Below are 18,154 nucleotides of genomic sequence, written 5' to 3'. Positions count from 1 at the left end.
AGGAATTAAATCAAGTAGCCGACGTCGTTCTATGTTCCTCTCTTTTCTACGCCTCAGAGTACAAGAGGCAAGAAGCAAGAAATAAGAGGCAGGATAGGGAAGGCATTTTTTTACCACAGAGTGCACAGAGATCACAGAGAAACAAGGAGTTCAAGTGAACAAGTAGCCTCGTTCCTTGTTCCTCTCTTTTCCACGCCTCAGAGTTCAAGAGGCAAGAAACAAGAGTTAAGATGCAGGATGGGGAAGGCATTTTTTTACCACAGAGTACACAGAGGTCACAGAGAAAGAAGGAGTTAAATTAGGCAATTAAATTCGGTCCATCTTCCTCTCTTTTCCACGCCTCTGTGCCTCTGTGGTTGAAATCGTATCCAAGCCCTGTGGTTGAAATCGTATCCAAGCCCTGTGGTTGGAATCGTCTCCCTACTTGACGGAAGGGGTGATACCTAAAATCTGGCGGGCTTCGCTAGGGGTGGCTACAGGGCGACCGATTTCTGCTGCTATTCTGGCGATGCGCGCTACCAGTTGGGCGTTGCTAGTGGCCAGTACGCCGCGGCTGTAGTAGATGTTGTCTTCGAACCCGACGCGTACATGACCGCCTAGCACTAGGGCGATGGTGGCTAGTGGCAGCTCCGCGCGGCCGATACCTGCCACCATCCACGTAGCGTCTTGCGGTATGCTCTCGACCAAGTGCAGCAGGTTTTTCGCCGTGCCCGGCATAGCACCTGGAACGCCTAGGACAAAATCAAAATGGAGCGGGGAAGTTAAGAGGCCCTGTTTTACCAAGGCTAAGGCGTTTTGAATCATGCCCGTTTCAAAAACTTCAATCTCGGGGCGTATGCCATGCTCCTTAATGGCGCGCGCAATGCTCGCTACGAACTCCGGGGGGTTAAAAAATACGTCGTTCCCAAAATTAACAGTACCCGTGGTCAAAGTAGCCATCTCGGGGCGGAGGGCTAGGGGCGCTATACGCGCCTCGACAGGTGTGCCCGTAGCACCCCCCGTAGAGAACTGCACGATAATGTCGCACTTCTCTTTAATAAGCCGCATGGTCTCGGCAAACAAAGCACTATCTTGCGAGGGTGCGCCGTCTTTGTCGCGCACATGAAGGTGCACAATAGACGCCCCCTGCTGGTAGCACTCGTAGGCGGCCTCGGCTAGCTCAGACGGAGTAAGTGGTAAGTGGGGCTGCTCGGCGCGGGTTAACTCGGCGCCCACTATGGCTGCTGTTATGATAAGTTTGTCCAAGGTTCTACCTCCCTTGCCTTAATGTTTTACACAGTAGCGAGGCGACGCTGCTTATCTAAGGGCACGACACAGGTACCCGTAGCGCGACACACCAGTAGTGGCTCGGGCAAGACGTCGGCTGCCGTTGGCCGTGCTGGGTCATTTAGTGCCGCGATGACTTTGTAGGCCGCAAAGCTCATTTTGCGCGAAGTCTTGCCGACAGAGGTAATCTCGCCCTCCACTTCTAAGTAGTCGCCGGCATAGGTGGGGGCTTTAAACTCCACCATGTCGTAGGCGACAAAGAGCCCCTCATCGCCATCATGGCGAATAAGTAGCTCGGTGGCTATATCGCCAAACAGGGCGAGCACTCGCGCCCCATCCACTAAGTTGCCGCCGTAATGAGCATCATGCAGGCTCATGCGCAGTCTAATCGTCGCTTTCACAGAAAACAGCACCTTCCTTTACTCTTTATGTGCTAACTACTTCGCCAATGGCGCCTCTTTAACCTGCCGCGCCGGCAGCAAGAGCCACGGCCAGGCCAAGTAAGAATTGCAGGTTTTGCCTGTCATGATATAATAGATTCGTCTAACGAAGAATAAGGGGGATGCACTTATGGAACGTTTTCGCAGTGTAGCTGGCCGCGAGTTTATGGAGAAGACCAAGTACCAATATGCGAAAGAATCTGACCAGGTGAAGGAGCTGCCACAGCCTCCCCTAGAGCGCGTTACGCGCCCCGTGCTGGCGCGGATTACCCTGCCTAAAGTCGAGGCCTTGCCCTCGCTACAGGTCGACTTGCGAGAGATCATCGAGAGCCGCTCTAGCCTACGCAAGTACAGCGAGACCCCCCTGACTTTAGAAGAACTGACCTACCTGCTCTGGACAACCCAGGGCGTGAAGAAAGTGACCAGTCGCCCCGCCACGCTGCGCACGGTGCCCTCAGCGGGAGCGCGCCATCCCTTTGAAACATACCTCTTGGTCAATAGGGTTTCTGGGCTAACCCCAGGCATCTACCAGTACCAAGCGCTTAGCCATGAACTTCTTTTCCTGGCAGAGGGAGACGGTTGGGGCCACAAACTGAGCCAGGCTTGTCTAGAACAGCCCTTTGTGGGTACCTCGGCCGTGACTTTCTTCTGGGCGGCAGATGCCTACCGCATGGAGTGGCGCTACGGCGAGCGCGGCTACCGCTACATGCATCTTGACGCGGGGCACATTTGCCAAAACCTCTACTTGGCAGCCACCGCACTTGGGGCTGGGGTTTGCGCCATCGCTGCCTTTAATGACGATGAGGTAAATGCGCTGCTTGGTTTTGACGGAGAGAACGAGTTTGTCGTGTATATAGCAACAGCAGGAAAATAGATTCAAGAGGCAGGAGGCAGGAGATAAGAGGCAGGAGAGGGGAAGGCACGTTTTTTACCACAGAGCACATAACTAGAGGTTAGAGGTTGGAAATTAGAAGTTAGAGAGAGTAAAGCACGTTTTTTACCACAGAGTACACAGAGGTCACAGAGAAAGAAAGAGTTAAACTAGGCTATTAAATTCGTTCCTTGTTCCTCTCTTTTCCACGCCTCTGTGCCTCTGTGGTTGAAATCGTCTCCCAGCCCACGGCAGGAAGTGGCAGTGAGTAGCGGGAAATGGGAAACGGGCTGACCAAGTTGCTTGGGTCAGCCTGTTTTTATTATGGTGTTGTAGGTGTTTTAGTGGCTTGGTAAATGTGATAGCCTTTGGAGCGATTAACTAGGGTAACAGAGTTAAAGAGCTCGCGCAGTTTCTTTTCGGTGGAGGGGGCGCCCTGCTTCTTTTGAATGACGACCCACAAGCTGCCGGCACTGTCTAATACCGTACGCGCGCCGCTGTAAAAAGAAAAAACAACGTCTTTGCCGGCGCGAATGGGTGGGTTAGTGAGCACCACCGCAAATTTCTGCCCGGTGAGCGCCGAGATGCCGTCGCTCTGCACTACGCTGACATGGTGGGCGCCGTTTTTTTGGGCGTTAAGACGCGCCAAGTCGAGTGCGCGCAAGTTAACATCGACCAGGGTGGTATGACCGGTGGGGTTAAGCAGGGCCGCCGTAATGCCGAGCGCACCATAGCCACAGCCAAGATCAAGTACGGATGAACCGGGCGGGATGACGACAGTCTGCAGGAGCAGTCTCGTGCCGAAATCGACCCCGTCTTTAGAAAAAACACCGCTGTCAGTAAGAAACCGCAACTTGTGCCCCAGTAGGGTAGCCTCGATTTCTTTTATGTCGTGCCGACTGCTTGGATCTTGACTAAAGTAATGATTCATAACTGGCCTTACTTGGGCTCTAGCGCGGCGGAAACTAAGGCGTGAAAAAGTGGATGAGGACGGTTGGGCCGCGACTTAAACTCAGGGTGAAATTGCACGCCCACGAAGAACGGGTGGCTGGGGTCTTCGACTATCTCTACCAAGCGTCCATCGGGCGATGTTCCAGATATTACTAAGCCAGCTGCCAGCAAGGGCTCGCGATAGTGGTTGTTAAACTCAAAGCGGTGACGATGGCGCTCATCGATAAGCTCTTGACCATAGGCGGCATGGGCCTTGGTGCCTTTGACCACACTGCAGGGGTAGGAGCCTAAACGCATGGTGCCACCTAGGTCTTCAATGTTTTTTTGCTCTGGCAGCAGGTCGATGACGGGGTACGCGCAGTCTCTAAACTCGGCGCTGTCGGCGTCCTCCCACCCACAGACATGGCGAGCATACTCGATAACAGCTACTTGCATGCCGAGACACAGCCCCAAGTAGGGTAACCTTTGTTCTCTAGCGTAGCGCGCAGCGAGAATTTTGCCTAAGACCCCGCGGTGGCCAAAGCCCCCGGGCACTACCACGGCATCGACACCCTTAAGAAAGTGCTCCGCGCCCTTTTCTTCTATATCTTCGACCTTGACCCACACTACTTCTATCTTCACGGCCGCAGCAAATCCAGCGTGATGCAAAGCTTCGACCACGCTCAAGTAGGCGTCGGTATAAGAGACGTACTTGCCCACTAAGGCTACTTTTACGACCTTAACTCGCGAGGCCATCTCGGCCACCAGCTGCCGCCATTCTTTAAGGTCTGGCTGACTAGGTGGAAGACCTAAGCGCTCGATAACCAGCTCGTCAAGGCGCTGGCGCTCAAGCATGAGCGGCACTTCGTAGATAGAGGCGACGTCAACATTTTCGATGATCGCCGCAGGGTCAATGTCGCAGAAGAGAGCGATCTTGGCGCGTATTTCGACCGAGAGTGGTTCCTCGGTACGACAGATAATGACATTGGGTTGAATACCTAGGCTGCGCAGTTCTTTGACGCTGTGCTGCGTGGGCTTAGTCTTAAGCTCGCCCCCGCGGCGCAAAGACGGCACTAAGGTGACATGCATGTAGAGGACATTTTCGCGGCCTAGGTCGCGGCGCATCTGCCTAATGGCTTCGAGAAAGGGCAGCGACTCAATGTCGCCTACGGTGCCCCCTATTTCTACAACCATCACTTCCGCATTGGTCTCTCTAGCCACCCGCTGCATGCGCTCTTTTATCTCGTTAGTAATATGGGGGATAACCTGCACCGTGCCTCCCAAGTAGTCGCCGCGGCGCTCTTTGTCGATCACGGACTTGTAGATCTTGCCGGCGGTGACATTGTTGTTCGTGGAGAGATTAATGTCCATAAAGCGCTCGTAGTGACCTAAATCTAAATCGGTCTCTGCCCCGTCTTCTGTGACAAAAACTTCGCCGTGCTGGTAGGGGCTCATCGTCCCAGGGTCAACATTGATGTAGGGGTCGAACTTGAGCACGCTCACCGTGTACCCTCGCGCCTTTAGTAGACGCCCTAGTGACGCTGCCGTTATCCCCTTACCTAACCCTGAAACGACGCCTCCGGTAACAAAGACAAATTTAGCCATGCTACATCCCCCCTGCCTATAAAGTTGAAAAGCCGGGCTGTGCCCGGTTATTCGTCGTCATCGTCGTCTTCATCGTCGCTCCCTAGCGGTTCGCTTTCTTCTTCGGGAAAGACTTCTTCTTCCTCATCGGGAACGGGGATAAGGAGCTCGCTCTCGTCGTCGGTATCGTCGTCCTCCACAAAAATATAGTCGCCTGGCTTAGGCTGGTAGTCGCCCTCACCTGGGATTATGACCGGAGTATACTTTTGCTGACCACCCGCCCAATCGCGCAGCCCCCAGTAGCCCTTGCCCATATGCACAAAACGGGCATCGAGATTGATTTGGGTGAGGACATGGGCGAGGTGCTCGGGCGTGCTAAGTTGCTCTTCGCCACGTTCTACGACAATCTCGTTGACTAGATCTTTATAATGCATGGTTTGCCGGCGCGTGCGCAAAATGCGCAGTCCGGTGTCAGGAATGGGCTCACGCTTCTTATTTAACGGTGTATTCACTGCACTAGTCCTCCTTGTGCCAACGGCGTTCGCAAGTATTATATGCATTATCCTGCGCCATGCCAAGAGCATGGCGCAAAATCATCCTATTTTCCTCTGCGGGCAGTTACTTTATGCCTCGGCGCACCATCTCTTGCACAATAAAGGAAGCAACATGGGGTGGCAAAGTGCCTCCGCCAAAGCCAGCGTCAAAGCCTAGCTCAATCGCCAACTCATGGCTGATGCGGGGCCCACCGCAAACAAGCACTAGCCTGTCGCGCAGTTTCTCGGCTTCGAGCAATTCCACTAGCTCGGTGAGATTGGGAATATGCACGTCCTTCTGGGTGACCACCTGCGAAACTAAGATGGCGTCGGCCTGAAGCTCAATTGCCCGGGAAATAAGTGTCTCATTAGGCACTTGGCTGCCCAAGTTAACCGCCACTAACTCCGGGTACCTTTCCAAACCATATTCTCCGGCATAGCCTTTCATGTTCATTATGGCATCTAAGCCCACGGTATGGGCGTCTGTACCGGTGCAGGCGCCCACCACGACTACTTTGCGCCCTATCTCGCGGCGAATATAGTCGTTGACCTGGTAGTAACTAAGGTGCAGGGCATCTACCTTGGGAACAGAAATGGCCGCAAAGTCTACCGCTACATCGGTCTTGGCGTAGACGACAAAGAAAGTGAAGTTCTCGCCCGCGTCGGCCATGTGCACGACGCTAACGCTCTGCAATCCCATGCGCAGCACCAGCTGCTTAGCGGCTTCTTTCGCTTCTTCGCTCTTGGCCACGGGTAGAGTAAAAGATAACTGTATCGCTCCGTCGTTTTCGGTGTCGCCATATGGACGAATCTCCAACACTACCGCCCCCCCAAAAGAGTACGTGACTGCATAAGCTCAGGAAACGGATTAACATAGTCGGGCGCTTTTCTAACTACGCCTTCTAGCCCCTTGCCGCCAAAGCGTCCGCGCTTGACATCGGCAAAGACGCCTGCCTCGATGGACTCCATCAGGCCGTTTTTCTCCACCTGTAGCAGCAGAGCTAGGGCCTTGTCTAGGACTTCGTTAGCCCGTCGTTCTATTTTGCCGCCCGCGACAAACTGGATTTCGTCACCTAGTGAGCGCGCCGTGTTCATCACATAACGCGCATTCTCAAGGGCTAGGTAGCGGTCCTGCAGAAATGGGGTATGAATGGCCTCTGTCATCATGCCGAGCAGGTGAATGCCCTGCTGCGTTAGGATTGAAGTGAGGTTGAACATGGCGTTCATAGCCTGGCCTTTAAAGATATTGCCCGTCATGTGCTTGGTGGGGGGCATGTACTTGAGCGGTGCGCGGGGGAAGATTTGCCGTGCCATTTGCGCCTGGGCTATCTCAAGGAGCATGCCGTCTTCTAGGGCGGGGTCAATTTCAAAGGCATGGCCTAGCCCTAACTGCTCGTCGGGTATACTTGCCAAATGCGCGAGCTGCTCATTAATAAACTGGCTTGCTAGTACGGTGTGGGCAGACTCTATGGCGTCGGCGGTGGTGAGGTAGTTGTCCTCGCCCGTATTGATAATAATGCCGGCGTAGCCGTTAATAATGCGCGAAAAATGCTGGTCGACTAGGGTGCGCTGCATATTGATATCGCGAAAGAGTATGCCGTACAAGGCGTCATTTAGCATTACGTCTAGGCGCTCTAGCGCCCCCATGGCGGCAATCTCTGGCATGCAGAGGCCCGAGGCATAGTTGACCAGGCGGATGTAGCGCCCTGCCTCTTGCCCGGCTTCATCTAAGGCCTGGCGCATAATGCGAAAATTCTCTTGTGTGGCGTAGGTGCCACCGAAGCCCTCGGTGGTAGCGCCGTAGGGCACGTAGTCGAGCAGACTTTGCCCTGTGGTGCGTATGACGGCGACAATATCGGCTCCAGCGCGCACAGCCGCCTTGGCTTGTGCCACATCTTCGTAAATATTGCCGGTGGCCACGATAACATAGAGATAAGGCTGCCGGCCTTCTCCTACCTCGGCCAGTAACCTTTCCCGCTCGCGCCGACCCGAGGCAATTTTTTGCAAGGCCTGATGTGCGAGGTCACTTATGGCCTCTTTCACCCCACTTGGTGCCGGTTGCACTTTGGTAAGGGTAAGCCGCCCTAAGGCGAGCTCTGTGGCTACTTCCATGGGCGTGGCGTTAAGTGCCACGCAGGCGTTAGCGATGTAGAAGGCCGCGCCCTTGCCCATGCCCCCGCCACGGACGAGGTCTTCGACAACAAGATTAGGCAGCGGTACACCCTCGCTATCTACCCCGTCTATGCCAAAAAGCCTGGCCACGGTGCGCTCTACAGCCACGGTGGTGTGCCCGGCAATAAACTCCTGCAGGCTAGCGGCAACATGGGCGGCTGCTTGGCGCGCCCTAGTTACTTTCTCTAAATCCAAGTTTAATTTGCTCATCTGACTACTCCTCTCCCTTCATCTCAAGTAAGGACAAGGCCCGCGCGACAATGCTTTCGGGCAAGCCGAGAAACCTAGCTACACGTATGGCCTCTTGGGAATGAGCCTCGGCTGCCGCGACTCGGTGGAGCCTGTAATCCATCAACTGACTTAACTGACTGAGCGACTCGGGCCTAGCTTGGGATAGGGCTTCGCGCAGCGCCTCCTCTGTTACCAAGCAGAGACCTACCACTTGCCAGTGAGTTACCCCTTCTTGGTGGGCTAGGCGGTCGTAGTGCGTTGTGAGGAGGGTGATGCTTGGGGCGCACTGCAGGTGTAGCACTACGGCCTGCGCTATGGCGCTGCCCTCGCGCGGATTAGTCGAGGACGCCAACTCGTCAATTAGCAGTAGGGCGCGGTCACCAAACTGCGGCAAGGCCTGGCTTAAGTTTACGATCTCGTGGCCAAAGCGGCTAAGCCCGGTGAGGCTAGCGCGGTATTCACCTGCCAACATGGTGGTCGACGAAAAAAGTGAAGTGCGGCAGTAGGCGGCCGGCACATACATGCCGAGCGCAGCTAGTGAGGCCAAGAGCCCTACGGTGCGCAGAGCCACCGTTTTGCCGCCCATATTGGCCCCCGTAATAATAGCCACCCCGGGGCTTAGTTCCAAGCTGGTGGGGGTAAAGCCAAGCCCTCGCGCCAAGAGATCGTCTGCGACTTGCGGGTGGCGCGCCAAATGCATAGTAAAATGCAAAGGCTCATCATGGGGGGCGATATGTGGCCGAGTGGCCTGCCAGCGACGTGCGAGCAGGGCTTTACTGAGGACAAGGTCTAGGCGCGCCAGGCGCTCGATGGCGAGGCTGAGGGCGGCCACACTTTGCTTCAGTTCATGCGACAAGAAGTGGCGCACTTTGTCCTCTTCTTCATTTTCAAGTTTCTTTAACTGCGCAAGCTCCACTGTCAGCAGGGCCTCGCTAGGGGCTGCTTTGCGCGTATAGTAAAGCTCGGTGTAGGTTTCGCGGCTTGGCAGGAAACGACCACTGTTTTCTAGCTGTTCGCGTAGGGCGGCGGCGTGGCGCGGCACGGCAACTTCGCCCGCGAGATTAAACTTTAGCGCGAAGATTTTTTCGGCCTCCTGCTGCCCTAGGGCGGCGAGGCCAGCCAGTTTTTTGCGCGTCTCGCGCAGCAGAGCGCGCACTTCACCAAGACGCGGAGAATAGGCGTCTCCGAGGTAGAACGAGGGGGAACCTGTCTCTTCGGGGTCGAGTAGCTGCCAAAGGCCTAGTAAGCAGGGCGGGGAAAAATCGCTGGCTAGCTCTTTATCGCTCGCGAGCAGCTGTCTTATGGCGTCAAAGAAAAAGAGGCTTTGCTTGAGCATAAAAAATTCCGCATCAAGTAGCACCCCCCCGGCCGCGACACGGTATAGATGTTCTCGCCAATCGGGCAGCTGGCCGAGGTAGTGGCGTATCTTTAGTAGTCGCCCTTCACCTGCCGGCTCGGCAAGCTGAGCTAGTACCAAGCCTAGAGCGTTAAGCTCTGCTTCGAGGGCCTGTTCTTCGCCGGGCTTAAAGGGGACGAGCCGCGCCGCTTGTGACTTACCATAGGGGGAAGCCGGGGCTAAGCAGGCGAAAAAATAGGGCAAACCGAGCACGTCACAGCTTTCGCCCACAGGTACATCCCCTTTCTGGTACATGTTTAGAGACACACCGCTTGGTCAGAGTCAAAGAGATCGTAGACCGGAAGTGGCGCTAAGCTAGCGGCGATTTCGGCGGCAAACTGCCGTGGTTCATAAGCTTTGCCGCTAGGTGCGGTGGGATTAACGGTAGCAGCCAGCAGGCGAATTTGCTCTAAGACGGCCACGCGTCCGCCTAAGGCACGGTATTTCTGCCATACTTCTGGCGTGGCGAAAATATGGGTGGGGTCGGCAGAGATAAGTAAGGCCTGCCGCGCGAGACGCGGCCTCTGCATTATTTCGCCAAGTAGCGACTCGTTTACCGCGCCAGGCACCACCAGGGCAAACTCTTCGTCACGAGGTAGGCAGTCAGCTATGGCCGCGGCATGCCCTAGGGCAGAAGCAAAGGGCAGCACCCGCTCGCCCTGCGAGGTAGAGAGCAGTAACTGCCCCGCTAGGGTGGCACGCACGGCCGCGGCGCGCCTTGCCCCCTCCGACAGCTTGGGCAGGGAGCAGAGCGAAACAAAGTGGAGGGTGCGCATTAGTATCTGGCGCATACTGCCCCCCGCTACGGCCCCTGTTGCTAGTATGGCGGCCTCTGTCACCGCCGGGGAGGCCGAACCAACTCGATCTAAGGCGCCGTCAATTAAGGCTAGTTGGCAGCCAAGTTTAAGCATCCGGCCGATGCATTTCTGCATTTCGCCGTAGCTGTCGGGACCGGCTATCTCGACATAACCGCTTTCACGCGTCCGCACGAGCAAGACCTCGCCTAAGGCGGTGACAAAACCCGTGGCCGCCAGAATTTCGAGCGCGGCTGTGGAGCGCTCTAGTGTGCCGCTGGCTGTGGCTAAAATTGTACCCTCTACCACCTCGATACGGGGCTTAGGGAGACGGCTCACGAGGTCGATTTTTTCGCCATCGTAGCCAATGGAAGACAGGCCAAGGGCAACACCCGCTTGGGCAGCTTGTCTAATGAGGCTGTTTAAGGCCACCGTTTTACCGGCATTTTTAGCGAGCCCCACCACCGAGACAGAGCACACCTTGGCGCTATCTAGGAGTTCGAGTAGCCGCATGCTAGGCGCGGGGCTTGCGGAAGCGTTGGCGCATCTCTTTGAGGCCCTCGGGCTCAATAGATACTTTGTCGCCGCCAAAGAGAGCGGTAACGCCGATATGGTCGTGCTTTTCACATACTCCACACTCGAGACAGGGGCTGTGTTTGTCGGCGGGCTCGGTGTAGGCCGAGATAACGCCTTCAAAGTTACGCAGGATGACTTGGCGGTCTGACATCGAGATAAGGTACTGCGGCATAACAGGTATTTTGCCGCCACCGCCCGGGGCATCCACAACAAAGGTAGGCACGGCAAAACCCGAGGTATGGCCACGCAGGCTCTCGATTATTTCAATGCCCCTCGCTACCGAAGTGCGCATATGAGAAATGCCTTGCGACAAATCGCACTGGTAAATATAGTAGGGGCGCACGCGCATCTTCACTAGCTCATGCACAAGCTTCTTCATGATGTGGGGGCAGTCATTGACGCCCCGCAAGAGCACGGACTGATTGCCAAGGGGTATGCCCGCATCGGCCAGCATGGCACAGGCCGCTTTTGCTTCGGGTGTAATTTCTTTGGGGTGGTTAAAATGCACATTCACCCAGATGGGATGGTACTTCTTTAACATGTTGCAGAGGGCGCTGGTAATGCGCATCGGCATAACCACGGGCATGCGGGTGCCAATGCGGATAATCTCCACATGGGGGATTTCGCGCAGGCGCTTAATGATGTACTCTAGCCTTTCGTCGGTCTGCGCGAGCGGGTCGCCCCCCGAAAGCAGTACATCGCGCACTATTTTGTTCTCACGAATGTACTCGATACAGTTGTCGATCTGCTCCTTGCCTGCGGACTGGTCATGCTGCCCGGCAAAGCGACGGCGGGTGCAGTGCCGACAGTACACGGCACACTGATCGGTGACGAGAAATAGTACGCGATCGGGATACCGGTGGGTAAGGCCGGGCACGGGCGAGTCACTGTCTTCGTGCAGGGGGTCGGCCATGTCTTCTGGCGCAGAAATAAGCTCCGGCCGCGTGGGAATGGCCTGCTTTCTAATCGGACAGCAGGGGTCTTCGGCGTCTATGAGTGAGGCGTAGTAGGGGGTAATGGCCATGCGCAAAGACAAGAGGGCCTCAGAGACTGCTTCTACCTCTTGGGAGCGCAGCGTTACTACTTTGGAGAGGGAGTCTACGTCTTGAATGCGATTGCGCAGTTGCCAGCGCCAGTCTTGCCACTCGTCCTCCGTAACTTGTTGCCAGAGAGAAATTTCTTTGTAAGCGGGCAAAAAATTCACCTTCCTATCGGGCGTACAGTTGTGTGAACAACTCGCGCAATTTATCGTTTTCTCTTAGTACCTGCAAAGATATGGCGGCGTGGTCCTTGGTGTAGCCGTTGCCGACGATCATCTCTACATCCTTGCCCACGCCTTCGGCGCCGAGGGCGGCAGCCGTAAAAGAAGTCGCCATGCTAAAGAAGTAAATTGTCCCACCGTCACGGGTCGCCAGTATAGCGCTCATTTCGGTGCCCGGCACATTGACACAGTTGATGACTAAGTCGCACATCTTGCCACCGGTCGCCTTGTCTACCGCTTCAAGCACGGCTAGAGCATTAGTCGCATCAGCTTGCAAGATGACGTCGGCGAGGCCTAGCTCGCGCACGCGCTCACAGGCGGTCGCACTCGGGTTAAGCGAAATAACCTGCCCGGTGACCCCGGCGCGCTTTTTGGCTTCGTGCAGGCACAAAAGCCCGGACTTACCGCCGCCGCCAATAACTAGTACCCTGTTGCCGGGGCGCACGAGCTTGGCCGTTTGCGCTGGGGCGCCTGCTACATCGAGCACGGCGAGGGCTAGGGCATCTGACATATCGTCGGGGAGTTTAGCGTAAATGCCCGAGGCAAAAAGAATGGCTTGTCCCTTAATCGCGACTTGGTCTATCTCTTGCCTCACCTCAATAATTTCAGTGATGGCCAGGGGGGTTAGCGAAAGCGAGACGAGAGAGGCAATGCGGTCACCGGGAGCGAGGTCTATCTTCCCCTGTAGCTTCTCCCCGATGGCGCTGACTTCACCGATAAACATGCCGCCACTGCCGGTGTTAGGGTTGTGGTGCTTGCCGCGATCGGCCACGAGGTCGAGTATAATGCGGCGAATTGCCGCATCGTCGTAATTCGCACGCTTCTTAATTTCGGTAAAACTGGCCGAATCGATGTTTAAACGTAGCACATCGACGAGAATCTCGTTATCGTAAAGGGTCATGCTGTTGTCAATCTTCCACGCTGGCTGGGGCAATACCCCGAGGGGGGATATGACACGGTGCGTGCCATAGGGACAGCCCTGTTTCTGCATTGCTTACTACCTCCCACATCAATATTTTAGTTCATGCTCTACTCCTCTTTAGTATGCAAGATTTATGCCAGTTGCACAACTCAGGGCGAAAACGGTTGCTGGGCGCGCAGCTTGTACTGCATAGTCTGGCGCGGAATACGCAGTATCTCGGCGGCTAAGGTGACATTGCCGCGCGCCTGCTGCATAGCTTGCTGCAAAAAGCGGCTCTCTACTTCTTGCAGGGCATCGTGCAGAGTTTGCCCCGTCTGCAAGGTGAAACTAGGGGCGAGCATAGCGGTAGAAGTTCGTGCGCCGGCCTGCCCGGCGCCTTCTACTACATGGGGGGGCAGGTGAGATGGCAAAATATGGTCGCCCGTGATGACATTCATGGCGCCTTCGATGGCATGTTGTAGCTCGCGCACATTGCCTGGCCAGTGATAGCTCTGAAATATCTCCGCGGTTTCTGCCGACAAGCCGAGAACCCCCAAGCCAAAAGTGCCATTGTAGAGTCGAATAAAGTGCATCGCTAAAAGCGAAATGTCTTGGCGTCGCTCCCTAAGCGGGGGCAGGCGCAAGGTGACTACATTGATGCGGTAAAAGAGGTCTTCGCGCAGAGTTCCCTTGCGTATGGCGGAATAGGGCTCGTCGTTCATCGCGGTGACGATGCGTACGTCTACCGCGCGCACCTTAGCATCGCCAATGCGACGCACATAGCCGTCTTGCAAGACGCGCAAAAGCTTGGCCTGCAAAGAGAGGGGCATGGCATTAATCTCATCAAGAAATAGGGTACCTCCACTCGCCACCTCAAAAAGCCCCGGGCGATTTTCGGCGCCGGTAAAGCTACCTTTTACGCTGCCAAAGAGGATGGATTCGAGCAGGGTCTCGGGCAGGGCCGCGCAGTTTTGCGCTATAAAAGGTTTGTAGCGGCGACTACTAGCATTGTGCAGGGCTTGCACCACTAGCTCCTTGCCTGTGCCCGTCTCCCCTAGCACCAGCACAGAGGAGCTGGTCGCGGCGCTACGCAAAGCAAGCGTCTTCTGCTCTACCAGGCTAGGGGACTGACCGACAATGTCGGCAAAAGTGTAGCGTGCCCCCGGGCGCGCCTCGAAACTAGGCTCGCCCTGCGCCTCATGCATCCTAGCCTGCAAATCGGCCAGCTTCTCCGACAGCTCGCGCACAGTAGTAATATTGCGGCTCACCTCTACCGCCCCCACCAGGCGATGCTCTAATATAATCGGGAGGGTGGTGTTGACTGTGGTCACTTTTTTGCCCTTAAAATTGGTAAAGGACTGTTGCTTAGATAAAATGGGTCGCTTGAGGCGACAGACGGAGAGCAGGGTGCTGCTCTCCGCACTCAGGGAGGGGTAGACGTCGAGCACATGCTTGCCTAGCACGCTCTCTGGCTCTAAGCCTTCTAGCTCTCCGGCTTGGGCATTGTAGTAGATAGTAACCCCTGTCTCATCAACTACATGCACGCCTTCATCAATAGCGTAGAGCAGGGTGAGCAGGGTTTGTCGCAACCACGGTGCACTGTCTGTACGTGCCAACTTCTTCACCGCCAACTTTCTGGCGCTCGCGCCGAACTTTAAGCATATTTCTCTATACAATATGCGTATTCCTGCTAGGGACAAGGCAGTAGACGTGGTACAATTTACTCAAGACCACATTTAGGGGAGCGGTATATGAGCGAACAAGAATTGCAGGCTTTGATTGAACCAAGTACGGGATTTTTGGCCAACTCGCCGGACTTTGCCGCGGCTCGGGCAGTTATTCTGGGCTTGCCTATGGACTACACCGTCAGTTTTCGCCCCGGCAGTCGCCTAGGACCACAGCGCATTCGCGAGGTTTCGTACGGCATCGAGGAGTACAGCTTCTACCTCGACAAGTCCCTTTTAGAGCGCTCCTACTACGACGCAGGCGACCTAGCTTTGCCGGTCGGCAATGTCGCCGCCAGCCTAGAGATGATAAAAAAGGCCATCACCGCCATACTAGATACCGGCAAGACACCTTTCTGCCTGGGAGGCGAACACTTAGTTTCGTGGCCTATTATGCAGGCCATGGCCGCTAAATACCCAAACTTAGCAGTGGTGCACTTCGATGCTCATGCCGACCTGCGCGACGACTACCTAGGCGAAAAGTACTCACATGCCACCGTAATGCGCCGCGTAGCCGAGCTTATTGGGCCGAAGAACCTCTACCAGTTCGGCATACGCTCGGGCACCCGTGAAGAGCGGCAGTTTGCCGAAGGGCACACTAACACTTTCTTCAACCAAATCCACCCCGCTTTAAGCCAAGTCATGCCCGAGCTACGCAAACGCCCCGTCTACATATCGCTCGACATTGATGTGGTCGACCCAGCCTTTGCCCCCGGCACCGGCACCCCCGAGCCAGGCGGCTGCACTTCATGGGAGATTATTCAGGCTATCCATCTCTTAGCCGGATGCCGAGTGGTCGGCTTTGACATGGTAGAAATATCGCCCGGCCTCGATCTCGCGCAAATTACCGCCGTGCTCGGCGCCAAGATTTTGCGCGAAGCTATTCTCTCATTTATGCCCGCCTAGGCGCAAATAACTAAACAAGGGAGGTCAATAAACATGCTTTCTCAGAAGCTCACCGCAGAACTCAACCTGCAAGTCATGTACGAACTCTACAGCGCCCATCTCTACTTAGCCATGGCCGCTTACTGTACCGACCAGCAACTAGACGGCTTCGCCCACTGGTTTAAAATACAGGCCGAGGAAGAAAAATTTCATGCCATGCTCATTTTCGACTTCATCGCCGACATGGGTGGCCGCGTAAAGATGCAGGCCTTAGCAGAGCCCGAAAACGAGTACGCCTCGGTCGTTGATGTGTACGAAAAGTCGCTCCACCATGAGCAATTTGTTAGCCAACGCTTCTACCACCTCATGGACATTGCCCAAAGTGAGAAAGAGCACGCCACTATTAGCTTTCTAAAGTGGTTTGTGGATGAGCAGCGCGAAGAAGAAAAATCCTTCGGCCATATACTGCAACAAGTGAAACGCTTCGGCGGCGAAGCCCTCTACCACCTAGACAAAGAGCTCGCGACCCGCACTTTTACCCCGCCAGTAATGGGCTAAGAGTCACACCAAAAAACGAAGGGTGCTAGTTACTGCACCCCCCGCATTTGATCCTCCCTCACATGCTCTGACCATTAGAGCGTGTGAGGGAGGATTTCTAAATTGGCCACACCAACAACTCCAAGCCCTGGAGCATCAGGGAGCACTATCCTTGGTCCGTCGAATGATACTCCTCCTGCCACAAATTCCTTAGCGAGGAGAAAGGGCGCGTCGAGGTCCATGCGGGTGATGTTCTTCTTACCTGCGGCGAGATGTGCGGCTGCGGTAATGCCAATCTTGTTCTCAATCATGCAGCCAATCATGCATTCTACCCCGCAGCTTTCCGCTAGGGCGTTAATTTTTAGGGCGTTATGGATGCCGCCTGCTTTCATGAGCTTGATGTTGATAAGGTCGGCTCCGCGCATGTGTAGCACCCGCAAGGCATCCGCGGGAGAAAAGACACTTTCGTCAGCCAAGATTAACGTGTCTACGCTGTCAGTAACCTGCTTCAGCCCCTCCAAATCGCCGGCCTTTACGGGCTGTTCGATCAGCTCAAGGTCGAGACCCATATCCTCCATGATCGTGATCGTACGTATGGCTTCTTTTGCCGTCCACCCCTGATTGGCGTCTAGGCGCAATTTGATGTGTGACCCTACGGCCTCTCTAATTTGCTTAACTCGTGCTATGTCGGCCTTGGCATCAGTCCCTACCTTGAGCTTGAGCACGGTGAAGCCGTCCTGAACGAAACACATGGCGTCTTTAGCCATTTCTTCTGGGCTGTTAACGCTGACAGTAATGTCTGTCTCGAAAGAACTCCTGTAGCCACCGAGCAGCTTGTACAGGGGAGCGTGGTAAAGCTGGCCCACCAGGTCGTAAATCGCCATGTCTAACGCAGCTTTCGAGCTGGAATTTCTCACTATGCCACCATTGATCTTGGCGAGAATAAACTCGTAGTTGGAGATATCGAGACCAATTAACTGTGGAATAAACACCTCGGTTAGCGCGCCTCTGATAGAGCCTAGAGTATCACCGGTGATGACGGCTGTCGGGGAAGCCGCGCCCCAACCAGTCATGCCGTTATCGAGGTGCACCTTGATGACGAGGGTCTCAGAAGTAACTAAGGTCCGTAGGGCTGTTTTAAAAGGCTTGTGCAAAGGGACTGTGAGTTTGCCGATTTCGACCAACCTAATTTTCATCGCTGCACCTCGGGAAGAAGGCGCTTTGCGCCTAGGTACTTCTTGTCGAGCTCTTCGCTGTAGTCTTCATCCCCAGGGTGCAGGCTGTTAATGGCGACGCCCCGCGATGAACCGGCATGGATGTACTGCCCCTGTGCTATGTAGAACCCCACGTGCGATGCTCCGGCCTTGTAGGTGCTAAAGAAAACAAGGTCTCCCCTTTGCAGTTCTTCTCTCGCCACACTGCTCCCCATTTCGTACTGCTGGTGGGCATCTCTCTGCACATGGACGCCGTTCATTTTAAGAACAGTCTGTACAAAACCTGAGCAGTCGTAGCCGTAAGGGGTGGTGCCGCCCCAGAAATACGGCAGCCCGAGAAAATCTTTTGCTAGCGCCACGACCTTTTCGCGGGAGCCAAGAGTTAGTTGGTTAAAACCAGGAATTACCTCGCCGTCCGTCTTGGAAATGTAACCAGCGTGCCCGTCCGGCAGCAATACTTGGTAGTTGTCGGGGGTCTCCGCAATTAGTCGTAGTTGTGTGCACATGGTGGCAGCTGTTTGCAGAGATTTTGCGTCTTTCATACTCAGAGTGAAGTCGCTGTCTCTATATATAGTCGTGAAAGGAGCGGTTATTAGCACCTGTGGAGCCTGTTGATACTGCTCCCATGCCGCTCGGTCGACTAGCCACAAGTCCATCGGCGCAACCCACCCACGATAGGCATCAGACATTTCAACTTCATACCACCCACGCTGTTGCTGCCATATCACGACAGGCTCTGCAAGTCTAGCCTGGGTCACCATAGTTTTGGCCACATTTCTGTAGGGAGCCTCACCTAGATTGACGTATTCCCTTGCCACAAATCCGTACGCTATCGCCAT

At 55.1% G+C, this 18,154-nt stretch carries 17 protein-coding genes; 3 read left to right on the top strand and 14 right to left on the bottom strand.

Annotation, left to right across the window (positions count from 1 at the left end; all coding sequences use genetic code 11):
• Positions 1 to 420: 420 nt before the first annotated feature.
• Together KGZ92_00770 and KGZ92_00765 are read right to left on the bottom strand one after the other, a co-directional pair.
• Entirely contained in the window at positions 421 to 1,245 is an 825-nt protein-coding gene (locus KGZ92_00770) for a 3-keto-5-aminohexanoate cleavage protein (protein ID MBS3887818.1), read from the bottom strand.
• 26 nt (positions 1,246 to 1,271) lie between these two features.
• Complete coding sequence (locus tag KGZ92_00765) at positions 1,272 to 1,667, bottom strand: 3-aminobutyryl-CoA ammonia lyase (GenBank protein ID MBS3887817.1); 396 nt, start codon at positions 1,665 to 1,667, stop codon at positions 1,272 to 1,274.
• A 169-nt stretch (positions 1,668 to 1,836) separates the two neighbouring features.
• Between KGZ92_00765 and KGZ92_00760 the strand changes: the two genes are divergently transcribed.
• Complete coding sequence (locus KGZ92_00760) at positions 1,837 to 2,580, top strand: SagB/ThcOx family dehydrogenase (protein MBS3887816.1); 744 nt, start codon at positions 1,837 to 1,839, stop codon at positions 2,578 to 2,580.
• Positions 2,581 to 2,899: 319 nt separating this feature from the next.
• Here KGZ92_00760 and KGZ92_00755 read toward each other — a convergent pair whose 3' ends face one another.
• The 10 genes from KGZ92_00755 to KGZ92_00710 form a co-directional block, all read right to left on the bottom strand.
• Positions 2,900 to 3,508 (bottom strand): class I SAM-dependent methyltransferase, encoded by a 609-nt coding sequence (locus KGZ92_00755; GenBank protein MBS3887815.1) that lies wholly within the window; start codon positions 3,506 to 3,508, stop codon positions 2,900 to 2,902.
• Positions 3,509 to 3,516: 8 nt separating this feature from the next.
• A complete protein-coding gene (locus tag KGZ92_00750) occupies positions 3,517 to 5,112 on the bottom strand; it encodes a CTP synthase (GenBank protein MBS3887814.1) in 1,596 nt (531 codons plus the stop codon).
• Positions 5,113 to 5,159: 47 nt separating this feature from the next.
• Complete coding sequence (gene rpoE / locus KGZ92_00745) at positions 5,160 to 5,603, bottom strand: DNA-directed RNA polymerase subunit delta (protein MBS3887813.1); 444 nt, start codon at positions 5,601 to 5,603, stop codon at positions 5,160 to 5,162.
• 106 nt (positions 5,604 to 5,709) lie between these two features.
• Positions 5,710 to 6,444, bottom strand: coding sequence for a cobalamin-dependent protein (locus tag KGZ92_00740; GenBank protein MBS3887812.1), 735 nt, complete (start codon positions 6,442 to 6,444; stop codon positions 5,710 to 5,712).
• A complete protein-coding gene (locus KGZ92_00735) occupies positions 6,444 to 8,006 on the bottom strand; it encodes a lysine 5,6-aminomutase subunit alpha (protein ID MBS3887811.1) in 1,563 nt (520 codons plus the stop codon). Before KGZ92_00735 ends, KGZ92_00740 begins: the two co-directional genes overlap by 1 nt.
• A gap of 4 nt (positions 8,007 to 8,010) precedes the next feature.
• Complete coding sequence (locus KGZ92_00730; GenBank protein ID MBS3887810.1) at positions 8,011 to 9,654, bottom strand: hypothetical protein; 1,644 nt, start codon at positions 9,652 to 9,654, stop codon at positions 8,011 to 8,013.
• Between the two features lie 26 nt (positions 9,655 to 9,680).
• Positions 9,681 to 10,730: a hypothetical protein gene (locus KGZ92_00725; GenBank protein ID MBS3887809.1), complete on the bottom strand. Its 1,050-nt coding sequence runs from the start codon at positions 10,728 to 10,730 to the stop codon at positions 9,681 to 9,683.
• 1 nt (position 10,731) lies between these two features.
• Complete coding sequence (gene ablA, locus KGZ92_00720; GenBank protein MBS3887808.1) at positions 10,732 to 11,988, bottom strand: lysine 2,3-aminomutase; 1,257 nt, start codon at positions 11,986 to 11,988, stop codon at positions 10,732 to 10,734.
• 13 nt (positions 11,989 to 12,001) lie between these two features.
• Positions 12,002 to 13,045: a zinc-binding dehydrogenase gene (locus KGZ92_00715; protein MBS3887807.1), complete on the bottom strand. Its 1,044-nt coding sequence runs from the start codon at positions 13,043 to 13,045 to the stop codon at positions 12,002 to 12,004.
• Between the two features lie 80 nt (positions 13,046 to 13,125).
• Positions 13,126 to 14,544: a sigma 54-interacting transcriptional regulator gene (locus KGZ92_00710; GenBank protein MBS3887806.1), complete on the bottom strand. Its 1,419-nt coding sequence runs from the start codon at positions 14,542 to 14,544 to the stop codon at positions 13,126 to 13,128.
• 162 nt (positions 14,545 to 14,706) lie between these two features.
• On the opposite strand from KGZ92_00710, the gene speB reads away from it, so the two are divergent.
• Positions 14,707 to 15,585, top strand: a complete 879-nt coding sequence (gene speB, locus KGZ92_00705) for an agmatinase (protein MBS3887805.1) — start codon at positions 14,707 to 14,709, stop codon at positions 15,583 to 15,585.
• Between the two features lie 33 nt (positions 15,586 to 15,618).
• Positions 15,619 to 16,122 (top strand): ferritin, encoded by a 504-nt coding sequence (locus KGZ92_00700; GenBank protein MBS3887804.1) that lies wholly within the window; start codon positions 15,619 to 15,621, stop codon positions 16,120 to 16,122.
• 74 nt (positions 16,123 to 16,196) lie between these two features.
• Here the strand turns inward: KGZ92_00700 and KGZ92_00695 are convergent, their stop codons facing one another.
• Both KGZ92_00695 and KGZ92_00690 read right to left on the bottom strand, forming a co-directional pair.
• Positions 16,197 to 17,297 carry a dipeptide epimerase gene (locus tag KGZ92_00695; GenBank protein ID MBS3887803.1) on the bottom strand — a complete coding sequence of 367 codons (1,101 nt, stop codon included), beginning with the start codon at positions 17,295 to 17,297 and terminating at the stop codon, positions 16,197 to 16,199.
• Positions 17,294 to 18,154: a C40 family peptidase gene (locus tag KGZ92_00690; GenBank protein MBS3887802.1), complete on the bottom strand. Its 861-nt coding sequence runs from the start codon at positions 18,152 to 18,154 to the stop codon at positions 17,294 to 17,296. Before KGZ92_00690 ends, KGZ92_00695 begins: the two co-directional genes overlap by 4 nt.

This window comes from Bacillota bacterium, assembly GCA_018333655.1.
GTDB lineage: Bacteria > Bacillota > UBA994 > UBA994 > UBA994 > BS524.
This window is presented reverse-complemented; position numbering and strand designations above follow the sequence as displayed.